Source organism: Streptomyces albus subsp. albus, from assembly GCF_000719865.1.
Taxonomy (GTDB): domain Bacteria; phylum Actinomycetota; class Actinomycetes; order Streptomycetales; family Streptomycetaceae; genus Streptomyces; species Streptomyces albus_E.
Genome location: NZ_JOID01000008.1, coordinates 513,284 through 535,006 on the forward strand (window position 1 = coordinate 513,284; position 21,723 = coordinate 535,006).

A 21,723-nucleotide genomic window follows, 5' to 3' on the forward strand; every position below is an offset into this window, starting at 1 on the left:
GCGCGGGCGCTCCGGGGCCTAAGGTGGGGGCATGAGCAGTGTGCGCGGCGTGGTGACCGGTCTGCCGGAGTGGGACCGCTGCGCGGTGATGGGCGTGGTGAACGTCACGCCCGACTCCTTCTCCGACGGCGGCCGGTGGTTCGACACCGGAGACGCGGTCAAGCGCGGTCTGGAGCTGGTCGCCGAGGGCGCCGACCTGGTCGACGTGGGCGGCGAGTCGACGCGCCCGGGGGCCTCCCGGGTGGACGAGGCGGAGGAGCTGCGCCGGGTCCTTCCCGTGGTGCGCGGACTGGCCGCCGAGGGCGTGACCGTCAGCGTGGACACCATGCGGGCCGCGGTCGCCGAGCAGGCGGTGGCCGCCGGGGCCGCGCTGGTCAACGATGTGAGCGGCGGTCTCGCCGATCCGGCGATGGTGCCGGTGGTGGCCGCGGCCGGGGTGCCGTTCGTGGTGATGCACTGGCGCGGTTTCAGCCAGGACATGAACGCCCGCGCGGTCTACTCCGACGTGGTCCGCGAGGTCGTCGGCGAGCTGCGGGAGCGGATGGACGCCGTGGTCGCCGGGGGCGTCGCGCCGGAGCGGATCGTGATCGACCCGGGGCTGGGCTTCGCCAAGCGGGCGGAGCACGATCTGGCCCTGCTCGCGGCCCTGCCCGAGCTGCGGAGCCTGGGCCGGCCGCTGCTGGTGGCGGCCTCCCGTAAACGCTTCCTCGGCCATGTGCTGGCCGGCCCCGGCGGCAGCCCGCCGCCCGCCCGGGAGCGGGACGCGGCCACCGCCGCCGTCTCCGCGATCTCGGCGCGCGAGGGCGCCTGGGCGGTACGGGTCCACGAGGTGCGGGCGACGGCCGACGCGGTGCGCGTGGCGCGCGCCGTCGAGGGGGCCGGGTGAGCCGGCCCGCCCGCAGCACCGACTACGAGCAGGTCGAGCAGGCCAACACGGCGCTCTACGAGGCCATGGAGCAGGGCGACTTCGAGGCGCTCTCCGCCATGTGGCTCCCCGGTGACGTCAGCTGCGTGCACCCGGGATGGCCGGTGCTGCGGGGCAGCGGCGAGGTGCTGCGGTCGTATGCGCTGATCATGGCGAACACCGAGTACATCCAGTTCTTCCTGACCGATGTCGAGGTGGAGATCGAGGGCGACACCGCGCTGGTGACCTGCACCGAGAACATCCTCAGCGGCGGGCCCGCCGAGGAGGAGGGCGAGCTGGGGCCGCTGGTCGGCCAGCTCGTCGTGGCCACCAACGTCTTCCGCCGCACGGGGGACGGCTGGCGGATCTGGGCGCACCACGGCTCGCCGGTGCTGGCGGACACCGCCGGTGAGGACGGCGAGCCGGACGAGGACGAGGAGCCCGGCGGCACGGGCGGCACCGGACTGCTCTGAGGGCCGGTCCTCCTGTCGATCCCCGCGCCGGTCCCCCCTGCCGGTCCGCCCCTTCGCGCCGGATCGGGCCGCGGCGTGCGGTGCCGGCAGCGCGGTGAAACATGCGCGGTGCCGTGTGTCACGGCCCCGATGGGAAGGGCCGCACGACTGCCCAGGGGATCCGGGCGGGCCGTCCGAAAGGGTGTCCCAGCTCACCCGTTCGAGTCGCACGGCGGACGGGTAAGGGGTGAGAGCGTGGGTTCACGGACCCCGGCGGGTCCGGCGGCGCGCTGCCGCTCGCGGTCCGGCCGCACCGTGGCACACGCGGGCACGGCCGGGCACGGGTGCTGTCAGCGGCCGCAGGTAGGTTCGTTCCATCAGCGGCGCACCGGTCCCGGAGCGGGGCGGGCGTGCCGCGAGGACGCCTGCGGCACGCTCCGCCCGGCGTCCGTCCATCCGTAACCGACAGCGGGAGTGGCAGTCGTGGACCGAGTCGCGCTGCGCGGCCTCAGGGCGCGCGGACACCACGGGGTCTTCCCCGAGGAGCGGGAGAAGGGCCAGGTCTTCGTCGTGGACCTCGTGCTGGGCCTGGACACCCGCCCCGCGGCGGCCGCCGACGACCTCACGCTGACGGTCCACTACGGCATCGTGGCCGAGGAGGTCGTCGCCGTGATCCAGGGGGAGCCGGTCGAGCTGATCGAGACGCTCGCCGAGCGGATCGCGGAGAGCTGCCTCCGGCACGATCCGGTGCGCGAGGTGGAGGTGGTCGTCCACAAGCCGGACGCGCCGATCACCGTGCCCTTCGACGACGTGACCATCACCATCACCCGGAGCCGCCCATGACCACCAGCGACCCGACCGTGCAGCCCGTCCCGGCCTCGGTGGCCGACTGGGTGGACGCCGCGGACACCACGCTCTCCAACCCGAAACGGGCCGTGATCGCTCTCGGCAGCAATCTCGGCAACCGCCTGGAGACCCTGCAGGGCGCGGTCGACGCGCTGGAGGACACCCCCGGCGTCCGGGTCAAGGCGGTCTCCGCCGTCTACGAGACCGAGCCCTGGGGCGTGGACCCCGGCTCCCAGCCGTCCTACTTCAACGCCGTGGTGCTGGTGAGGACGACCCTGCCGCCGGGCTCCCTGCTGGAGCGGGCGCACGCCGTCGAGGAGGCCTTCGAGCGAGTGCGCGACGAACGCTGGGGCCCGCGGACGCTGGACGTCGACATCGTCGCCTACCAGGGCGTCGTCTCGGACGACCCGGCGCTCACGCTGCCGCATCCGCGGGTGCACGAACGCGCCTTCGTCCTGGCGCCGTGGCACGACGTCGATCCGGCCGCGGACGTGCCCGGCCACGGCCCCGTCGAGGAGCTGCTGGCGGAGATCCCCGGCCAGGGCGTGGAGCGGCGCGCGGACCTGGAACTCCGACTGCCCGAGTAGCCGTTAGTCTCGGTGTCCACCTCCGGTGACCCGCCGTGCGGGGTCGGTCCGTCCACCAGGAAGAGCGAGGCGAGCACTCGGTGAGGCAACTTCGTATCAGAGTGCTGAGCGGGATCTTCGCCGTCGCCGGTGTGCTCGCCTGGGCGGTCGCCCGGCTCTGGGACTCCTACGGCTCGCTGCCGGGCGTGCCCTTCGCCGCCCCCGTGGTGCTGGCGGCCATCGCCGCCGTCCTCGCCGCGACCGCGCTGTCCCTGCGGAGCCGGCTGAAGGCCCAGCGGGAGCGGCAGCCGGGGGCGAAGGGCGTCGATCCGATGGTCGCCGCGCGGGCGGTGGTCTTCGGCCAGGCGAGCGCGCTGGTCGCCGCGCCGGTCGCCGGGATGTACGGCGGTGTCGGGGTCTTCCTGCTGACGAACGGCCTGGACGGGGGCAGCCGCGGCGGGCAGGCCCTCTACGCCGGGCTCTCCGTCCTCGCGGGCCTGGCGGTGGTGGCGGCCGGTCTGCTGCTGGAACGGGTCTGCCGGCTGCCCGAGGACGAGGACGACGAGGGCGGCCCGGGGGCGGCCCCGGCGTAACGGGCCCGGCGCGACGACCCCGTCGTCAACGGCCCTGGCGCAACAGCCGGTTCAGCGGTGCCGGGTGGCCTGCTGAGCCGGCGCGTACACCGCCCCCGGAGGCGGCCGGTGGGCGAGGGCGCGGGCGGCCGAGGACTGCTCCGCGGCGAGGGAGTGCACGCGGCCGCTGGAGATCCCGGTGCGCAGCCCTGCCGCGGCGGGCACGCGCGACGTCCGGGCCAGGTCGCCCGAGAGCCGGGACCTGAGCCCGGCGACGTGCGCCTGATGGCTTCTCAGCTGCTCCGGTGACATGTGCTCCACCGGCATGCGGGCCGCTGCGGACACGGCCGCCGGATGCGCCGGTACCGGCGCGGCCCCCCGTGCCGCACCGCGCGGGTCGAGACCGGCCGAGCGCAGCGCGGCCGCGTGGGCGGCGGTGTCGGGGGTCTGCTCCGCTGAGGCGGGGCCCCGCCGGTGCCGCTCGGTGGTATCCGGCCGTTCTCCGCCGGGGCGGCGGGGGTTCCGGTGCGGTGGGACACGCCAGCTCACCGTGCCGTTCAGCTCGTTCACCGACACCTCGACCCGCACCCGGGGCGACCGCACGCGGGCCGCCCGCGCCCGCGAGAGCGCCCCGGCGCGGTCCCGCTCGTGCCCCCGGGCGTGCCGCTGTTCCCGTTCCCGGTCGGCGAGCGCGGCGTCGGCGGGTCGGCGCCGGTCGCCGTGCGGGCGTTCCCGTCCCGGGGCGGGGCGCCGGGCTGCTGATTCCGGAGAGCTCATGGCTGGATTCCTCCCGGGCGGGCGTATCGGATCAGGAGAGTATCGGTCAACTTTGGTGCGCGGGTGGGCCTTTGCTCTCGTACGGTCGCGGAGCCACCCCGTACGTCCCCGGCCGCCCCCGTATCGTCCCGGAGCCGCGCCGGTACCGTCCCGGCAGAAAGTCGGCAGAAAGTCGGCAGGGAGAAGCCGGCAGGGAGCCGGCAGGGGCCGAGGATCCGCGTTCCCCCCGGGGAGACCGAGGGATCCGGTGCCTGATCACGGCTCCCGTGGCGCCGACGGCTGCGCGACTCCCTGGGCCTGTCCGGCCGCCCGTTCGGCCAGTCGGCCCATGCGGCGGCGCGCTGCCTCCAGTTGTGTGATGTCGGCGGCGGCCGGACCGGCCACGGAGGCGAGTTCGGCCCAGAGGGCCAACAACTCCTCGCCCAGCCGCAGCCCTTCGCGGGCGTCCGTGACGGCACGCCAGGCCGCTGCGGCCTGGAGCACGCTCTGGTACGCGCGCGGATCGCCCCGGTGGTGCCAGGCGCGGGCGGTGTCGAGGGAGATGGCCAGGGAACGGGTGGGATCGCCGGCCAGATAGGCCACGTAGGCCGACAGTTCCCGGAGATTGAGCACATGCGGATGGCCCTCGCCGAAGGCGTGGACGGCGGAGGCCCTGCTCTGCTCGGCCATGGCCGCCGCCGACGTGATGTTGCCCAGGCGAATCGCCTCGTTGATCCGGGTGACCGCCTCGGCGAGGAACGCCGGGACTTCCGGGACGGCCTCCGCAGCGGCCTCGGGGGCGGCGCCGGAGGGGCGCTCCGCGGCCGGCCCGGGGGCCGTGGGTGCCGCGGCCGCCGCCGAGGGCTCGGGTGCGGCCGGTGACGGCTCCGGGGCGGCGTCCGGCGCAGGCTCCGGCAGCGGTGCGGGGGCCGGGGACGGCGGGGACGGCTCGGTCGCGGCAGGGGGCGGGGGAGGGGAAACCGGCTCGGGCGCGGCTTCCGCCATCAGCTCCGGCCAGTGGCCCGGCTCGCCGGCGAACCGGCTCGATCCGTCCACCCGGACCTCGATGGGCGTGACGTAACCGCTGCGCCCGTCGTACACGGTGGCGAGCACCGCGTGCCCGGTGGCCATCGCCAGCCGGTGGAGGTAGTTCAGGACCGCCTCGTGCAGCGGTTCGCCGTCGGCGGGGGTGATCGCCGTTCCGCCGACGGTGCACCCGCCGTCGGCGCTGATGCGCACCTCGAAGGGCTCGGGTGCGGTCTGCGGAGCGGTCGAGGGGGTGTTGCCCCGTTGCCGGCGGCGGAGGATGGCCATCTGGTGCTCACTCGGATCGGTCGGGAGAAGCGGTGGTCTGCTGACTCGGCACGGTGGCCGCCTCGACGACATTGACCTTCGAGACCCGCCAGGGGTCGCCCCTGCCGTCCCGTACGAGCTGCACGAAGGCGTGCAGCCGTGGTCCGGGACCGCTCCAGCCGTCCCGGCCGCGCGCCTTGCCGGTGACGGCGATCTGCCGCCATGCCGTGGTCGCGGTGTCGGAGGGGGCGTCCCCGTCGGTCTCCAGGGAGGTCTTCACCGTGGTCCACGCCTTGTGCTCGGCCCAGAGGAGCCACTGGCCGCCCGCGCCGGCGGCGGGCCGGTGCTCGCGCTCGGCGGCGGCGAGCTTCTCGGTGGCGTAGCGGGCGGCCCGCAGGACGGCGTCGTGCGGGCCGGCGTCGTAGGCGGTGTCGTGGCTGTAGGCGGTGACCGCCCAGGCCGTGGCCACGGAGGTGGGGTCGCCGAAGTCGGCGTCCGGCGGGCTCGGGACCTTCGCGCCGGGACCGAGCGGTTTGCCGCTCGGGACGGGCGCCTTGGCGGTGAAGGACGCTTCCGGGGAGACCTTGGGCGTGGGCTCCGAGGAGCCGCCGCCCAGCCCCGGCAGACCGCAGCCCGCGAGCGCGATCAGCGCGGCGGCGGACACCGTGGCGGACACGGCGGCGGAGCCGGCCCGCGTGGTGGCGCGGCGTGCGCCCGTGCGGTGCGTTGCCATGGCCGTCCCCCTCATTTCCCGATCCATGGTGCCGGATTGACGTACTGGCCGTTCTGCTGCACCTCGAAGTGGAGATGTGCCCCCGTTGAGTATCCGGTGCTGCCCACGGCGCCGACGGGGGCGCCGACCTTGACCTTCTGCCCCTTGCTGACGCCGATGGCCGACATGTGGTTGTACGTGGTGGCGATCGTCTTCCCGTCCATGGTGCCGTGGGAGATGACGACCCGGTTGCCGTACCCGGCGTTCCAGCCGGCGAAGGTCACGGTGCCGTCCATGGCGGCGCGGATGGGAGTTCCGGAGGGTACTCCGAAGTCCATTCCGGTGTGGAGCTTGTTCACGCCGGTCACGGGGTGGACGCGCATCCCGTACGGCGAGGTCATCGGGGGGTTGCCGGCGAGCGGCATGGCCATCTTCTGGCCCGCGGGGATCGTTCCGCCACCGCCACCGCCACCGCCTGCGGCCACGTCCTCGTACTTGGAGATGAGGGACTTGATGCGGGTGACATAGCCCTGGGTCTCGGTGTAGGGCGGTATGCCGCCGTACTGCTCGACGGCGCCCGGGCCGGCGTTGTACGCGGCGAGGGTGAGGTCGAGGGTGGGGCCGGCGGCGATACCCCGGTCCTTGTAGCGCTTGATCTGTTGCGCCAGCGAGCAGTCGTAACGCCCCTGGGCCATGATCGCGTCGCCCGGGTCGAACGGCGAGACGCGGCCGTTGCCGTCGTCGTCCCGGCCCCAGGTGGTCCACGTCCCGGGCATGAACTGGGACAGGCCCTGGGCTCCCACGGGGGACCGGGCTTCGGGGTTCCAGTTGGACTCGGCCTCGATCTGCGCCGCGATGACGGCGGGGCCGATCTCGGGGCACATCGCGCCCGCCCGGAGGACCCAGGGGACGTACTCGGCAGGCACGGTCCCGGACTTGAGGGCACCCCCTCCGCCGGCGGGCGGCTCCGTCCCGCCGCCGCTCACCGCCAGGAACAGCAGCACCGGCGCGAAGACCATGGCCCCCGCGCCGGCGGCCAGCCCCACCAGCGCTCCCTTGTTGCCCTCGGACATCGCTCCCCCGTGTCTGCGCGGACCTCGGTCGCACGAACTGACGTTCCGTGAGTAATATCCGGTGTTCGCGTCACGGAATCGTCTTGATGATGCTACTGATCCGCTCGAACTGTTCGTTCGACGGCTGTAGTTGAGATGATGGCGCAGGCGAACGGGGGAGAGATGAACCAACTGATGGAGCAGGGTGCCCGAGGGGCACCCTACGGTCCCGAGATCTGGGTGCGCGGCCCGCGGGACGGCGCCGCCGGCAGCGGTGACGACCCGGCCGCCGGTGCGGCCGCAGCCGCGGAGACAGCCGCGACGCCCACCGCTTTCGCCTGGGTGAACGCCCATGGCGGCGCGGGCGCCTCGACGCTGTCCGCGGTCCTGGGCGGTGCCGACTGCGGGAACCGTTGGCCGGACCCGGCGGCGGGCGAGCCGGTGACCGTGCTGCTGGTGGCCCGCACGCACGCGACGGGTCTGCAGGCACTGTCACAGGCCCTTGATACGTTCCGTCGGGAGAAGCAGCAGTTGGGGCTCACCGTGGCCGCGGCCGTGCTCGTCGCGGACGCGCCCGGCCGTACGCCCCGTCAACTCGCCCAGCGCATCAAGGTCATCGGATCCGTGATCGAGGTCCACCGGGTGCCCTGGATCCCCCAGTGGCGCACCGGCAATCTCGACGCGCCGCTGCCGCGCGAGGTGGCGGCGCTGGCTCGTCTGGTCTCCGGTCCTCAACAACCAACGGGTGGCACACAGTGAATCAGGCATGGACTTCGGGGGTGCTGCTCGCTCAGCCCCCCTCCAGCGTGACCGGCCCTCTCAACGAGGTGCTCGCCGTGATCGCCTGGCTGGCCACGGCGGCCGGCGTCGCCGGTCTGCTCTTCGTGGGCATCCGCATGGCCATCTCGCTGCGGCAGGGGGACGGCCAGGAGCATCTCGTCCAGTTCGCCATGGTGATGGGGGCCTGCATCATCGCCTCGACGGCGGGGCCGATCGTCGCGTTCGTGACATGACGGCCGCTTCTCGCGGCCTGTGAGTGTCATGGACGCATCACTCGGCCCCCGTCATCTCTGGCCTCCCCGTCACCTCCCGCATCACCCACACCCCCCGCAACGGGCCCGTCAGGGGCCATGGGGGCAGCATCTCTGCCCCGTCGCGCAGCAATCAGAGTCAATCGAAGGAGCAGAACGTGCTGAGGGAACGCATGTACCGGTACCTGGCGGACGGCGGCGTCCCGGACCCCAGCCCCAACGCCCCGGACGAACTGACGGGCAAGGTCGATACGGTGCTGGGCATCGTGGCCTGGGCGGGCACCGCGGCCGGTGTGGCCGGCGTCCTCATCACCGGCGCCATGATGTCGATCTCCATGCGGCGGGGCGAGGGCTCGGAGCACATGGGACGGCTGGGCATGGTGCTCGGTGGATGTGTCCTTGTCGCCGCGGCCGGTCCGCTGGTCAACTTCGTCTTCGTCTGATTACCCGGAGGGCTGAGCGATGGTCAGGACGAGCCGCGGCCGCGGCGAGAGCGGCGAGTGGCAGAAGCCCTTCTGGCAGCAGCGCGGCTGGCTGCTGTCCGCCGGGTTCCTCCTCTCGCTCGCCGTTCTCGGCGGGGTCGCCGCCCTCGCGGGCGGCGGTGAGGAGGGCGGCCGCGGCACCGAGGCGGCTCCGTCCAGTACGCCGTCCGCGCCGCCGGCCGCCGAAGGCGGCTCGGACGGGCGCCCGGAGGGATGCAGCACCGACGACGGCGATCAGAAGACGCCCACGGAGCCGCCGAAGGACCTGAAGTGGAAGAGCGCGGGCGCGAACCGGGTGCCCACCTCCGAGACAGCCGGCCCCAAGCTGATCGACGGCCGGGTGTGGTCGTGCTACGCCCACACGCCCATGGGCGCTGTCATGGCCGCCCACGGCATCTCCAACCAGATCGGTTTCCCGGGGTGGGAAGAGGTCGTCGAGAAGCAGTTCGCGCCGGGACCCAATACGGATTCCTTTGTCAAGTTGCGGTCCAAGCAAGAGGACACTTCTCCGGACGAAGGGCCCCGTGACGGCAAGTACGCCGGGTTCTCGGTGCTTTCCTACTCCAAGAGCCAGGCCACTGTCATGATGCTCATGGAATTCAACGACGGCGCCTACATGAGCACCACGCTGACAGTCCAGTGGCACGGGGGTGACTGGAAGCTGGTTCCGCAGCCCAACGGTTCCATCATCGCGGGCACCGCGAAGGTCAGTGGCACCAATGGATTCGTCCTGTGGGAGTCTCCTGATGATTAAAGAAGAGGACGGAATCCTCGACAAGGTCGGAAATTGCGCGTCGGACCCCCTCGGTTGTGTCGGCGACGTCAAGGACAAGGTCGTCGACGGCGTCTCCGGTGCGGTCGACGACGCCGCCAACTCCGTCATCGGCAGCGCCGTCGAGGCTTTCGCCCGGGCCATCGGCAAGGCCGTCGCCGACATCCTCCAGGAACTCCACAAAGCCTGGTTCTACATCGACATGGAGTCGATCAACCCGGCGAATGACATCGCCAACGAGGTCGACTGGCTGGTCGGGTACATAGCCGTCGCCTCTCTTCTGATCGCAGCCATCCGCATGGCCGTGGACCGGAAGGGACAGCCGATGCAGCAGGCCTTCAACGGCCTGTGGAAAGTCATTCTCGTCGGGGCGGTGGCCACCTGGGGGGTGAAGAAACTCTCCGAAGCGTCCGATGCCTTCGCCCAGTACCTCTTCAACAAGTCCGAAATGGGTGCGGACGGCGCGGAGATCATCGGATTGGTGGTGATCCAGAACATGGTCACCGCGAACCCCGGACTCATCATCATCCTGGGAATCCTGATCATCCTGGCCACCTTCGTCCAGATGATCCTGATGTACATCAGGATCGGCGTCGTCCTGCTCCTGGTGGGCACCCTTCCTCTCGCGGCCGCCTCCTCCATGACCGGCTGGGGCAGCGGCTGGTGGAAGAAGCACATCGGCTGGCTCGCGGCCTGGCTGCTCTACAAGCCGGCCGCGGCGCTGATCTTCTACGGCGCGAGCGCGATGACCGCGGAGGATTCCCCCATCAGCCAGGTCATCGCCGGCCTCGGCATGATGCTCATGGCCGTGTTCGCGCTGCCCGCCCTGCTCAAGCTGATCGTCCCGGCCACCGCGGCCCTCGGCGGGACCTCCGGCGGGACCGTCACCGTCAGCGCCGTCAACAACCTCGCCAGCGGCGCCGTCAGCATCGCGGGCGGCTCGGTCGGCGGTGGCGGTGGCGGCGGAGGCGCCGTGATGGGCTCGGGCGGCGGCAAGAGCGGCGGAGCCTCGTCCAGCGGCCCGAAGGGCTCCCCGTCCACCGGTGCCGGGCAGTCCGCCGGCGCCTCGGGCGCGGGAGGCAAAGCGGCCGGGGCGGCCGGGGGAGCCGCGACCGCTGGGGCGACCGCGGGAGCGTCCGCCGGTGTGCAGGCCGCGGCCGTGGCCGCGCAGACGGCCGTCGCCGCCGGTACCCAGGTGCTCAACTCGCTGGATGACAACGACGGCAACAAGGGCCACAACGAGTAGTCGTTTCCTCGTTGGCTCCGGCCCGAGACGGAAGGAAGTCCATGTCCACCGACGCCGCAACGACGCGTCCTACATACGGCAACTGGCGGCTGCCCCGCCGCCCCGGCCTGGGGCCGCTCGGGCTGGTCGGCACCGTGATCTCCTTCGGCGGGCTGGTCGTCGTCCTGCTCGCGTCCCTCATATCGATCCCGGCGGCGATCACCGTGCTGGTGCCGCTGCTCCTGATCGTCCTGCCGCTGGCCCTCCGCACCGTGGACGGCCGGAACGCGTACCAGCTTCTGGCCGTCCGCGCCGGCTGGGCCCGGCGCAAGGCGAAGGGCTCGCACGTCTACGTCTCCGGCCCGCTCTCCCGCCGGCCCGGGGGGCGCTTCTCCCCGCCCGGCATGCTGGCCCGCGTCAAGATGCGGGAGGGCCGGGACGCGTACGACCGGCCGTTCGGCGTGATCCACCACCCGGGCCGCAACTTCTACACCATCGTGCTCTCCTGCGAGCCCGACGGCGGTTCCCTCATCGACGCCGAGCAGATCGACATCTGGGTGGCGTCCTGGGGCGACTGGCTGGCCCGGCTCTCGCACGAGCCCGGCCTGCGCGGCGCCTCCGTCGTCGTCGAGACCGCCCCCGACACCGGGACCCGGCTCGCGGCGGAGGTCCTGCCGCGGATCTCCCCGGACGCCCCGGCCGCGGCCCGCGCCGTCATGGAGGAGGTCGTCGAGCGCTACCCCGCGGCCTCCTCCGAGATGCACACGTACATCGCCCTCACCTACGGCACCGTGGGCACCCGCCGCGATCCGGACGAGGTCATCACGGACCTCGCCATGCGGATCCCCGGCCTGCTCTCCGGGCTGGTCGCGGCGGGCGGCGGCGCGGCCGCGCCGCTCTCCGCCGAACGCATCGCCGAGGTGGTCCGGGTCGCCTACGACCCGGCGATCGCCCCCGACGTGCTGACGGCCCGGGCGGAGCACGGCGGCACCGGCCTGGAGTGGGCGGACGCGGGCCCCGCGACCGCCGTCGAGACCGTGACCTCCTACGAACACGACTCCGGCGTGTCCCGGAGCTGGCTGCTCACGCTGGCGCCCCGGGGCACGGTCCGCTCCAGCGTGCTGCGCGGACTGCTGGAGCCCGCGCAGGGCACCCGCCGCAAGCGGGTCGCGCTGATCTACCGGCCGATCGACCCGGCCACCTCCGCCCGGATCGTCGAGGCGGACCGGCGCAACGCCCACTTCTCGGCCTCCTCCGGCCGCGGCCTCGTCCAGGCACGCGCCTCGTCGGAGATCCGGGCCGCGGAGCAGACCGCCGCCGAGGAGGCGTCCGGCGCCGGGCTCGTGGAGTTCTCCCTGATGCTCACGATCACCGTGGACACGCCGGAGCAGCTCGACGACGCCGCGACCACCGTGCGGAACCTCCAGGCCTCGTCCCGCGTCATGATGCGGCCCGCCGACCGCATGCAGGCCTCCGCGTTCACCTGCACCCTCCCCGTCGGCATCCTGCCGTGGGAGCACACCCTGATGCCGCGAGAGATCCGGGAGGCGCTGTGAGCGCGCGCAAACGGCAGCCCCCGCAACAGCCGTCCCCGAAGGCGCCGTTCGTGCCCTCCCGGGGCTGGCCGGGGCCGGGCGGCGGGCAGGTCGGCCATCTGGACCCGCCGGCGATGTGGCGCGCGACGACCGTCCAGGCCTGCGGGCTCTGGCCGTTCGCCGCCGGATCCGGCGCGCCCATGACCGGCGTGCCGCTGGGCCAGCATCTGCACACCGGCGCGACGGTGTGCGGGGACCCGATCTCCTGGTTCACCCGGGCCCGCTACATCTCCAACCCGTCGCTGTTCATGCTCGGCATGCCCGGTCTCGGCAAGTCGACCCTGGTCAACCGGATGCTGATCGGCCTGTCCGCCACCGGCGTGGTGCCGCTGGTGCTGGGCGACCTCAAGCCCGACTACGCCGTCACCGTCCGGGCCCTCGGCGGCCAGGTGATCTCCATCGGGCGCGGGGTCGGCGGCATCAACGTCCTCGACCCCGGCGCCATGGGCGAGGCCGCCGAGCGCATCGGCGGCGACGCGGGCCGGGTCCTGCTGGCCGAGGCGCACGGCCGGGTGCTCAACATGGTCGCGGCGCTCGTCACCATCGTCCGGAACCGGCCCATGGACGACCACGAGCAGTCGGTGCTCTCGGCCTGCCTGCACCACCTCCGGGAGCGGACGAAGCCGGGACGCGCCCCGCTCCTCCCCGACCTGCTCAAAGTGCTCGACGAGGGACCGGACCGGGTGCGCGCCGTCACCCTCGACCGCGGCGACGAGACCCGCTACCGCGAGGCCGTGGACCCGCTGCAGCGCTCGCTGCTCGGCGTCCTCGACGGCCCGCTCGGCGACACCTTCTCCTCGGAGACCTCCACCCGCATCAACGCGAACGCGCCCGCCGTCTGCATCGACATCTCCCGCATCGGCGAGGCCGACACCCAGCTCACCGCCGCGGCGATGCTCGCGGCCTGGTCGGACGGGCTCGGCACGGTCGCCGCCGCGCACGCCCTGGCGGACGCCGGACTGGCGCCGCAGCGCTGGTTCTTCACCGTCCTCGACGAACTCTGGCGGCCGCTGCGCGCGGCCTCCGGCATCGTCGAGCGGATCGACGCCCTCACCCGGCTCAACCGCTCGCTCGGCCTGGGCGACGCCAAGATCACCCACACCCTGAAGGACGCCGAGGCACTGGGCAACGAGTCGGACCGGGCCAAGGCGCGCGGCTTCGTCGAGCGGGCCGGCATGGTCGTGTGCGCGGGGCTGCCGCGGAACGAGATGCAGGAACTCGGCAAGGTCGTCGGCATGTCGGAGCGGGAGATCGAGCTGGTGTCCTCCTGGTCCTCGCCGCCGGGCTGGGCCTCCGCGAGCGGCAACGAGGAGCCGCCGGGGCGGGGCCGCTTCCTGATCAAGGTGGGCGGCCGGCCGGGCATCCCGATCAAGGTCGCCATCACTGACACCGAGCGGGAGCTCCACAACACCAACACCCGCTGGGCGGGCAAGGACAACCCGGCCCACGAGAACCTGGAGCCCCGCCGATGACCTCCCGTTCCGGACGCAAGGGCACCGGGGCGGGCGCCGACGAGATCCTGCCGTGGTTCATCGTCGGCGCGGCCGCCCTCGTCGGCCTCGTCTTCTCCGGTGTCTGGCTCGGCGGCACCCTCGGGGCCGCCGTCTCCGGCGCCGGCTGGAACCCGCCGCCGTTCTCCCTGAAGACCCTGACGACCCTCACCCGCGAAGGCCCCGGCGAACTGTGGCCGGCCGCCTCGCCCGGAGCCGTCGTCGCGGGCATCGCCGTGCTCTTCGGCGCCGGGGTGGCACTGGCCGTCCTCGCCGTCATGGCGGTACGGAGCCGGCTGTCGAAGCCCGCCGGGCTCGCCGGGCGGAGGGAACTGGCCGGCATGCTCCCCAAGGGAGCCGAGGCGCGGGCCAGGGAACTGCGGCCGGCGCTCGCCAAACAGAAGCGGCTCGACCCGGACGACACCGGGAACCTGCTGGGCAACCTGGAACCGAACGGTCCGGAGCTGCGCTCCTCGTACGAGGACGTGGAGCTCGACCTGATGGCGCCCCGCTCCGGCAAGTCCACCGGCATCGCCGTACCGCGCGTGCTGCGCGCCCGCGGCTCCGTCCTGCTCACGTCCAACAAGGCGGACGTCTATAGCGTCACCAGGGCCGAACGCGAGCGCACCGGAACCGTCTGGACGTTCGACCCCCAGGGCATCGCCCACACCCCGCGCCGCATGTGGTGGGACATGCTCGCCGACGCCGCCACCATCGAGGGCGCGCGGCGGCTGGCCGGCCACTTCGTCGCCGCCGTCAACGACGACGCCTCCAAGCGCGACTTCTGGATCTCCGCCGCGCAGAACACCCTCACCGCGCTCTTCCACGCGGGCAACCGCGGCGGCCGGACGGTCTCCGACGTGCTGTCCTGGCTCGCCGACCCGGCCGACCGCACCCCCATCGATCTGCTGAACGACGCCAACATGCCCGCTCTGGCCGACCAGTTGCGCGGCACCATCCAGGGCGCGGTGGAGACCCGCGACGGCATCTACGAGACGGCACGCCAGTGCGCCGCCTGCCTGCTCGACCCGGCCATCGCCGCCTGGGTCACCCCCGACCCGCAGGTGCCGCAGTTCCGGCCGGAACGGCACGTCCTGAGCCGGGACACGCTCTACCTGCTCTCCAAGGACGGCGGCGGCTCGGCGGCCGGCGTCATCGCGGGCCTCGCCGACTCCGTGCTGCGCGCCGGCGTCATGGCCGCGGAACGGCAGGGCGGCCGGCTGGAGCCGCCGATGACGGCCGTGCTGGACGAGGCGGCCAACGTCTGCCGCATCTCCGATCTGCCCGACCTCTACAGCCACTTCGGCTCCCGCGGCATCAACATCGTCACCCTGCTGCAGAGCTACCGACAGGGCAGCCGGGTCTGGGGCGAGGCGGGCATGGACGCGCTGTGGAGCGCGGCGACGGTGAAGCTGCTCGGCGCCGGGCTGGACGACGCGGACTTCGTCGAGAAGGTGTCCCGGCTCGTCGGCGAGCACGACGTCAGCACGGTCAGCTACTCGCGCAGCAAGGACGGCCGGTCCCGCTCGACCTCGTACCGGCTGGAGCGGGTGCTGCCCGCCGACCGCATCCGGGCCCTGCCCAAGGGCACGGCGCTGCTGCTGGCCACCGGCGTCAAGCCGGCCCTGATCCGGCTCCGCCCCTGGTACAAGGAGCCGGGCGCCGACCGGATCCAGGCCGCGGCACGGGCCGAGATGGACGCGATCACCACGCGGGCGGCACAGGGGGTGCTGAAATGACGACGGAACTCCAGCCGGACGGGGCGCAGGGCTGGGCGGACGACGGGCAGGGCGGGTACGGCGGGGCACAGGACTCGGGCCCCGCGTTCATCCTCTACCTGGACGGCGAGGACTACCAGGTGGCCATGGACGGCCTCACCACCTGGGTGCACGACCTGCTGCTGCCGGTGTACGGCCGGGAGGTCAGCTCCTCCTCGCCGTGGTGCCCGCAGTGGTGGGAGCACCTGGAGGCCGTGGCGCAACTGCACGCCCTGTGGATGGCCTGGCAGGAACTCACCGACCCGGCGGCGGGGATGACCGGCCCGGCGGTGTGGCACCGCGACTACCTCTGGCCCCTGATGCACACGCTCCGCGACCCCAACGGCCCGTTCGCGGGCTGCCGCGCCGGCGGCCACCGGCCGAAGGAGATGCCGCCCACGGCGCCGTATCCGGGCTGAGCGGGATCATGCTGGTGTCCGACGAGTACGGGGGCCGGGCCGATGAGGCCCGGACAGTAGCGAGGAGTGGTGTGTGAACAGCAGCGGGCAGCAGGACTTGGCGGAGAGCTTCGAGCGGGTTTACCAGGCGGCTTGCCGGATGTTGTGGGCGCAGGGCCGGCCGACGTGGCGGGCTGATCGCCGGACCAAGAGGTGGCCGGACGACCGCTGTACGGCTTTCCAGGAGCTGGAAGCGGTGCTGCGGAGTGTGGACAGTGCCTCTTCGCAGCCGGGGGAGTTGTCGGATCCTGCCCGGCATGTGATCGCCCGGCGTGCTCCGGGGGGTGTGGACCGGCCGTTGACGTTCGACGAGGCGCTGCGCGACTGGGAGGAAAGGCTCGCGGCCGACCCGGGTTATCTGGTGGAGCGCAAGGAGGACGGCTTTACGGATGCGTTCATGGGCCCGGGTTTGTGTGTGGTGATTCCGCACTCGCGGCAGTTGAAGACGCTGTCGGTACTGCGGGAGTTGTACCGCCGGTTGGCGCCGGGACGGCCTGCTGTGGTGATCGGCCCCGAGGCGGCGGAGCTGAGTGGGCTGGCTCACGAGGCGGCTGATGCCTTGCGGGAGCCGTTGGGAGTGGAAGTTCCGGCGCCGCATCCGGGGGAGGCCCCGTGGATTTCTCAGGATTCGCGTCCGGTGCGCGAGGTGCCCGATCTGGCCGCGCGTTTCGAGGAGTTGCGGCATGCCGCGTGGCGGGCAGCGGAAAGTGTGCCGTCCGTCGAGGAGTTGATGGCCGCTGGTGATCTGTCGGTCGCCAGGTCCGTTGCCGAGGCGGCTGTGGAGCTGCGGAATCTCCTGACCGGGCGACCCGCTGTGGTGTGGCAGGAGAAGCACGAGTCCATCGATCCGGCACACCATATGGTGTCCGGTTCCGTCCCGGGCAGTACGGGTGGGCAGCCCACGTCGTTCGCTCAGGAAGCCAGCTCCTGGCGGAAGCAATTTGCTCTGGTCCCCGTGCCGTGGACTCCCCAGACGTATCGCCGGCCTCCTGCTCCGGAGATGGGGGACAGGGATGTGGTGCTGTCGGCCACACGGGCTCTGGTCTTCGCGGAGTTGCTGGACGAGTACGCGGCACGTCTGTATCCGGGCAGGCGATCCGGTGTCATCCATTACAGCGCTTACGACTTCAGCCATTCCCTCATCTGGGGATTCGGGCGGGAGTTGAAGGACATCAGTATCTGACGGAAGGCAGTCCGTGACGGGCCAGCGGTATCGCATTCTTGCGGTCTGCACGCGCAGTGGTATGGGTAAGGGCGGCATTCCGGTCTTCAATGAGCAGATCGCGGTCGCCCTGGGGAGGGAACACGAGGTCACGGTCCTGACCGGGCGGAGCGACACCGCGCCGCACGAGGGTGTCCGTGTGCTCACGATGCCCGACCCCCCCAAGGGGGTGGAGGAAGAGGTCTGGCTCAAGCAGCAGGTCGCGCAGGACCCCCGGGTTTTCGGTCTGCCCGATCCGCGAGAGCAGCCGTTCGACCTCATCATCGGTCATTCCCGCTTCTCCGGGCCTGCGGCCGTCGTTCTGCGGGACGCCTGGTACACGGAAGCGCGGGTGGCGCACTTCCTGCACACCAGCCCGGAGCGGCTGGCGGAGGTCAAGTACGAGCTGGACCCGGAACGAGCGCGGACCAAGGCGCTGACCGACTCGGCGATTGAACGCGAGGTGATGGCGCGTGCCGACATCGTCGTCGGTGTCGGGCCACTTCTGACCGAGGAGGCGAAGAGGCTCGCGTCGACGGGCCCGCATGTGCCCGATGCGCACGAACTGATTCCGGGTACGAGAATTGAGGAAGCAGTTCAGTACTCAACGTCCCACGGCAGGCTCAACGTGCTGGCGATGGGACGTGCGGGTGATCCTCTCAAGGGATTTGAGAGCGCAGCAGAAGCCGTCGCGTTGCTGAACGAGTGGGGTCACGAGGTCCATCTCACGATCCGTGGCGCTCCTCCAGAGGAGATTGAGGATGTGCGCGCGGAGTTGCGGGAGATCGGCGGTGATCACGTCACCGTTGAGCTCTTCACCAAGGATGCCGCCGAGCTTCAGAATGCGGTCAGGCAGGCAGATCTCGTCATCATGCCCTCCAAACACGAAGGTTTCGGCCTCGTGGCCACCGAGGCTTTGGGGCACGGAATTCCCGTGTTGGTCAACGAGGAGAGCGGCGCGGCGAAGTTTCTCGGTGACGAGCGACGGTTCGGCCCCGATCTCGGCAAAGCCTGCATCGTTCCCGAACCCGAATACGCGGAGGATCGTCCGCTCCAGTGGGCCGGAGCGATTCGGCGCGTCCAGACCGAGTTGCCCGAACGCCGCGAGCAGGCACGGCAGTTGCGGGAGGCGCTGCGTTCGTACTCCTGGGATCACGCGGGCAAGGCGCTGGTCGAGGCCGCCATGCGGGTGCCGGAGGAGCGGACGGCGCGGGCGGCCGCGGCTGCGCGGGACGTGCAGCAGAAGGTCGTCCCCGGGGTCACGACGCAGGGGCCGGACGGTGCCCTGGTCAACCTGGGCCCGGGTGGTTCCGGAGCGGGGCCCGGGGGGCCGGGGGGTTCCGGCCCGGGTTCCGGACCGGAGGTCCCGCAGCAGGCAGCCGCGGCGGCGCAGGCCGGGGCCCAGGGGCCGCAGACGCGGCTCGCGAAGGCGGCCGGTCTGACGTCGCAGGGCCGGCGGGGCACGGGGACGGCGGGAGCCGCGGACCAGCAGAAGGCACGGCCCGGGACGGCGCCGGGGCAGGGGCAAGGCCAGGGTCAAGGCCAAAACCAGGGCCAGGGAATCGCGCAGCCGGCCCGTCCGCGGACGCCCGGACTGCCCCAGCAGCCCGGCAGTCCGCAGATGCCCGGACTGCCCAGGCAGCAGGGCGCTCCTGGGCCCCGCGACAACAGGAAGCGATAGACCGTACGAACAACCGAGGGGGCGGTTACGACGCGATGGCGCCCGGACGAGAGCACCGACTACGAAGTGGCGGGGGAGGTGCTGCACCAGCTCTGCGCACTCTGCTCTGCGCGCGAGCTCCGGGGAGGGTGAGGACCCCGGGTGGTCCGCCACTGGGCGGAGGTCCGGGAAGCCCGGACACGAGAGCTGCGCGCGCTGGACCCGGCGGACCGGGCGGGCGTCGCGCGGTTCACCGGTGAGGTACGGGAGCTCATAGCGGAGCTGCGACGGGGGACGGCGTGAGCGACGAGGCGAACAAGTGGAAGCTGCCGGACAGCGAGAACCGGCGGATCTTCGAGGAAGTGATCGCTCCCCGCGCACTGGAGGGGGTGCTCCGCCCCGAGCGGCCGCGCATCGTCTTCATCGGAGGCCAGGCCGCGTCGAGCAAGACCACCGGGCAGCGCACCGCTCTGGCGAGGCTGGGGGAGGAGGGCGGGGTGATCGCGGACTTCGACGCCCTGCTGGCCGACCATCCGGACTACGCCGGACTTCTCGCCGCTGACGACCGGACGGCTGCCCAACGGGTGAGCGGCGACGCCTATCTGTGGATGCGGGCTCTGATCCGGCTGGCCAAGGAGGAGCGGCTCAACATCATCCGCGAGGGCCACATGGGCGGCGGTTCCACCGAGCGCGAAGCGGTGGAGTTCCGCGGGCTGGGTTACGTCACCGAGGCCGACGTCATGGCCGTTCCGGCGGCGATCAGCAGGACGGCGAACCTCGTCCGCTACCAGGAGATGCGGGAACTGTCGCTGCACGGCCGCCTGGTCGCCACGGAGATGCACGACAAGGCGTACGCGGGTATCCCCAGGACCCTTCGGGGTGTGGACGAGCGCAAGTTCCTGGACGCGGTCCGGCTGCACCGCTGGGGCGGCGGCATCGTCCACGAGAACGCCCTCGGCCCGGACGGCCGGTGGAAGGCCCCCGCGCGGGCCCGGGAGGCGCTGGAGCGGGAGCGGACGCGTCCGCTGGACCGGGAGCGGGCGGACTGGCTGCGGGAGCGGTTCGGCCGTCTGAGCCGGGTCCTTCCCGCCGATCTCCGCCCGCAGTTGCGGGAGATCCGGGTCCTCGCCCGTGAGGTCGGGGTGACGGACCTGGCGCCGGTCAGCGGTGTGCCGGTCGCATCGGCCGCAGGCTCGCACGGTGTGACGGCGGCGCGGGCGAGGGAGGACGGACCGGCGCGCGGCACTTGAGCGCGGGGGCGGTCCCGGTGGGCGTGATCCGGATCGTGGCGGTCCGGCCCCGGGGCGACCCGGCCCCCGTCGGGGCCGCGACGCCGGCTTCCCCCGCGGCGGGGGTGGACGGGCCCGGGAGCCGGGCGCGGGCTCGGTCAGCGGTCGGGCACGGTGTCCACGGAGACCTCGGTGCGCGGAAGCGCGTTCGCGTCCGCGCCGATCGAGCGGCGCAGGGCCTCGTGGAGCCGGGCCGGGGTGAGGACGCCCAGGAAGTGGTCGCCGTCCAGGACCGCGATCCAGCCGGCGTCGTGCTGGAGCATGGTGGCGAACGCCTGCTTGAGCGAGGAGCCGACCGGAAGCCACGCCTCCATCCGGCGGGTGTGCTGCCGGACGGTGCCGGCGCCCGGCCCGTGCCCGTGCGGGTGCCGCTGCCCGGCAGTGCCGTGCTCCGCGCCGGCCCCTGGTCCGGCCCCGGTTTCGGTCCCCGCCCCCGGCCCTGTACGGGCCTGTGCCCCGGCCCCGGCATCCGCCCGCGTCCCGGCTCCGGCATCTGTCCGCGTCCCGGCTCCGGCATCTGTCCCCGTCCCGGCCCCGGCGGCGGCCGCTCCCGCCCGGGCCGCGTCGGCCGGCAGCCAGCCGTGGAGCCGTCCCGCCTCGTCCAGGACGACCGCCCAGCGCGCGCCTTCCGCCGTCAGCCGGCGCACGGCCGTACCGAGCGGGTCGTCGAGGCGGACGACGGGCGGCCGCTCCAGGTCACCGGGTTCGACGGGGGTGACGGAGAGCCGCTTCAGCCCGCGGTCCGCGCCCACGAAGCCGGCGACGTACTCGGTGGCCGGGGCGCCCAGCACGGCGGCCGGGGCGTCGAACTGCTCGATCGTTCCGTGCCCGTAGACCGCGATGCGGTCGCCGAGGCGGACCGCCTCCTCCAGGTCGTGGGTGACGAAGAGAACCGTCTTGCGCAGCGTCGCCTGGAGCTTGAGGAACTCGTTCTGCAGCCGCTCGCGGACGACCGGGTCGACGGCCCCGAACGGCTCGTCCATCAGCAGCACGGGCGGGTCGGCGGCCAGCGCGCGGGCGACTCCGACGCGCTGCCGCTGCCCGCCGGAGAGCTGGTCGGGATAGCGGTCGCCGTACACGGCCGGGTCCAGGCCGACGAGGTCGAGGAGTTCGGCAGCGCGCTCGCGGACCGCCTTCCGCGGCCGGCCGAGCAGGCGCGGCACGGTGGCGGTGTTGTCGAGGACGGTGCGGTGCGGGAAGAGGCCGACCTGCTGGATGACGTAGCCGATGCGGCGGCGCAGCCGCACCGGGTCGGCCGCCGCGATGTCCTCACCGTCCAGCAGGATCCGGCCGGAGGTGGGCTCGATCAGCCGGTTGACCATCTTCATGGTGGTCGTCTTGCCGCAGCCCGACGGGCCGACGAGAGTGACGAGTTCACCCTCCGCGACCTCGAAGGAGAGATCGTTCACGGCGGTCGTACCGTCGGGATAGCGCTTGGTCACCTGCTCGAAGCGGATCAACGGTCCCCCTCCGGACGACGGCTCCGGCTCCCCGGCCGGGCGCCGCCCGCCCGCCACCGGATTCGGTGCTCCCACGGTACCGGCGCGGCGCCGTTTCCCCGGGGGGATGTCAGATCCGGGGGATAGGGTCGCCGCACAGCGAGCAGGAGA

The 21,723-nt window shown here is 72.7% G+C and carries 23 protein-coding genes; 18 read left to right on the top strand and 5 right to left on the bottom strand.

The window, feature by feature from the left end; genetic code table 11:
* Positions 1–31 precede the first annotated feature (31 nt).
* The 5 genes from folP to IF83_RS0111085 all read left to right on the top strand — a co-directional run bounded on the left by folP (position 32) and on the right by IF83_RS0111085 (position 3,361).
* Complete coding sequence (folP, locus tag IF83_RS0111065; protein WP_030543923.1) at positions 32–886, top strand: dihydropteroate synthase; 855 nt, start codon at positions 32–34, stop codon at positions 884–886.
* A complete protein-coding gene (locus IF83_RS0111070) occupies positions 883–1,377 on the top strand; it encodes a nuclear transport factor 2 family protein (RefSeq protein WP_030543924.1) in 495 nt (164 codons plus the stop codon). The genes folP and IF83_RS0111070 overlap by 4 nt, the downstream gene beginning before the upstream one ends.
* 462 nt (positions 1,378–1,839) lie before the next feature.
* Positions 1,840–2,199 carry a dihydroneopterin aldolase gene (gene folB, locus IF83_RS0111075; protein WP_030543925.1) on the top strand — a complete coding sequence of 120 codons (360 nt, stop codon included), beginning with the start codon at positions 1,840–1,842 and terminating at the stop codon, positions 2,197–2,199.
* Complete coding sequence (gene folK / locus IF83_RS0111080) at positions 2,196–2,789, top strand: 2-amino-4-hydroxy-6-hydroxymethyldihydropteridine diphosphokinase (protein ID WP_030543926.1); 594 nt, start codon at positions 2,196–2,198, stop codon at positions 2,787–2,789. Before folB ends, folK begins: the two co-directional genes overlap by 4 nt.
* An 80-nt stretch (positions 2,790–2,869) precedes the next feature.
* Entirely contained in the window at positions 2,870–3,361 is a 492-nt protein-coding gene (locus IF83_RS0111085; protein ID WP_030543927.1) for a DUF3180 domain-containing protein, read from the top strand.
* A 51-nt stretch (positions 3,362–3,412) separates the two neighbouring features.
* Here IF83_RS0111085 and IF83_RS31160 read toward each other — a convergent pair whose 3' ends face one another.
* The 4 genes from IF83_RS31160 to IF83_RS0111105 form a co-directional block, all read right to left on the bottom strand.
* Entirely contained in the window at positions 3,413–4,117 is a 705-nt protein-coding gene (locus IF83_RS31160) for a hypothetical protein (RefSeq protein WP_051722644.1), read from the bottom strand.
* 255 nt (positions 4,118–4,372) lie between these two features.
* Complete coding sequence (locus tag IF83_RS0111095) at positions 4,373–5,410, bottom strand: hypothetical protein (RefSeq protein ID WP_051722645.1); 1,038 nt, start codon at positions 5,408–5,410, stop codon at positions 4,373–4,375.
* Between the two features lie 7 nt (positions 5,411–5,417).
* Entirely contained in the window at positions 5,418–6,122 is a 705-nt protein-coding gene (locus IF83_RS0111100; RefSeq protein ID WP_051722646.1) for a hypothetical protein, read from the bottom strand.
* Between the two features lie 11 nt (positions 6,123–6,133).
* Positions 6,134–7,174, bottom strand: coding sequence for a peptidoglycan DD-metalloendopeptidase family protein (locus IF83_RS0111105; protein WP_051722647.1), 1,041 nt, complete (start codon positions 7,172–7,174; stop codon positions 6,134–6,136).
* 138 nt (positions 7,175–7,312) lie between these two features.
* Here IF83_RS0111105 and IF83_RS0111110 point away from each other — a divergent pair, with 138 nt between their 5' ends.
* The 13 genes from IF83_RS0111110 (at position 7,313) to IF83_RS35280 (ending at position 20,074) form a co-directional block, all read left to right on the top strand.
* Positions 7,313–7,912: a hypothetical protein gene (locus IF83_RS0111110; protein ID WP_051722667.1), complete on the top strand. Its 600-nt coding sequence runs from the start codon at positions 7,313–7,315 to the stop codon at positions 7,910–7,912.
* A gap of 20 nt (positions 7,913–7,932) precedes the next feature.
* The gene (locus tag IF83_RS0111115; RefSeq protein WP_244176970.1) at positions 7,933–8,166 is read left to right on the top strand and encodes a hypothetical protein; all 234 of its coding nucleotides are present in this window, start codon (positions 7,933–7,935) and stop codon (positions 8,164–8,166) included.
* Positions 8,167–8,357: 191 nt separating this feature from the next.
* On the top strand, positions 8,358–8,627 hold the full coding sequence (locus IF83_RS0111120; protein ID WP_030543934.1) for a hypothetical protein: 270 nt from the start codon (positions 8,358–8,360) through the stop codon (positions 8,625–8,627).
* A 19-nt stretch (positions 8,628–8,646) separates the two neighbouring features.
* Complete coding sequence (locus tag IF83_RS0111125) at positions 8,647–9,420, top strand: hypothetical protein (RefSeq protein ID WP_030543935.1); 774 nt, start codon at positions 8,647–8,649, stop codon at positions 9,418–9,420.
* Positions 9,413–10,684: a hypothetical protein gene (locus IF83_RS0111130; protein WP_107046737.1), complete on the top strand. Its 1,272-nt coding sequence runs from the start codon at positions 9,413–9,415 to the stop codon at positions 10,682–10,684. Before IF83_RS0111125 ends, IF83_RS0111130 begins: the two co-directional genes overlap by 8 nt.
* 41 nt (positions 10,685–10,725) lie before the next feature.
* Positions 10,726–12,219, top strand: a complete 1,494-nt coding sequence (locus IF83_RS0111135; protein WP_030543937.1) for an SCO6880 family protein — start codon at positions 10,726–10,728, stop codon at positions 12,217–12,219.
* A gap of 113 nt (positions 12,220–12,332) precedes the next feature.
* The gene (locus tag IF83_RS0111140) at positions 12,333–13,730 is read left to right on the top strand and encodes an ATP/GTP-binding protein (RefSeq protein WP_051722669.1); all 1,398 of its coding nucleotides are present in this window, start codon (positions 12,333–12,335) and stop codon (positions 13,728–13,730) included.
* Positions 13,727–15,487 carry a type IV secretory system conjugative DNA transfer family protein gene (locus IF83_RS0111145; RefSeq protein WP_030543939.1) on the top strand — a complete coding sequence of 587 codons (1,761 nt, stop codon included), beginning with the start codon at positions 13,727–13,729 and terminating at the stop codon, positions 15,485–15,487. The genes IF83_RS0111140 and IF83_RS0111145 overlap by 4 nt, the downstream gene beginning before the upstream one ends.
* Positions 15,484–15,924: a DUF4913 domain-containing protein gene (locus tag IF83_RS30145; protein ID WP_030543940.1), complete on the top strand. Its 441-nt coding sequence runs from the start codon at positions 15,484–15,486 to the stop codon at positions 15,922–15,924. The genes IF83_RS0111145 and IF83_RS30145 overlap by 4 nt, the downstream gene beginning before the upstream one ends.
* Positions 15,925–15,997: 73 nt before the next feature.
* Positions 15,998–17,146, top strand: a complete 1,149-nt coding sequence (locus IF83_RS0111155; RefSeq protein ID WP_030543941.1) for a hypothetical protein — start codon at positions 15,998–16,000, stop codon at positions 17,144–17,146.
* Positions 17,147–17,159: 13 nt separating this feature from the next.
* Positions 17,160–18,845 carry a glycosyltransferase family 4 protein gene (locus IF83_RS0111160; protein WP_051722648.1) on the top strand — a complete coding sequence of 562 codons (1,686 nt, stop codon included), beginning with the start codon at positions 17,160–17,162 and terminating at the stop codon, positions 18,843–18,845.
* Between the two features lie 141 nt (positions 18,846–18,986).
* Positions 18,987–19,127: a hypothetical protein gene (locus IF83_RS33695; RefSeq protein ID WP_158711029.1), complete on the top strand. Its 141-nt coding sequence runs from the start codon at positions 18,987–18,989 to the stop codon at positions 19,125–19,127.
* The gene (locus tag IF83_RS35280; RefSeq protein ID WP_030543943.1) at positions 19,124–20,074 is read left to right on the top strand and encodes a zeta toxin family protein; all 951 of its coding nucleotides are present in this window, start codon (positions 19,124–19,126) and stop codon (positions 20,072–20,074) included. The genes IF83_RS33695 and IF83_RS35280 overlap by 4 nt, the downstream gene beginning before the upstream one ends.
* A gap of 137 nt (positions 20,075–20,211) precedes the next feature.
* On the opposite strand, the gene IF83_RS0111175 is transcribed toward IF83_RS35280, so the two are convergent.
* Positions 20,212–21,573: an ABC transporter ATP-binding protein gene (locus IF83_RS0111175; RefSeq protein ID WP_030543944.1), complete on the bottom strand. Its 1,362-nt coding sequence runs from the start codon at positions 21,571–21,573 to the stop codon at positions 20,212–20,214.
* Positions 21,574–21,723: the final 150 nt, after the last annotated feature.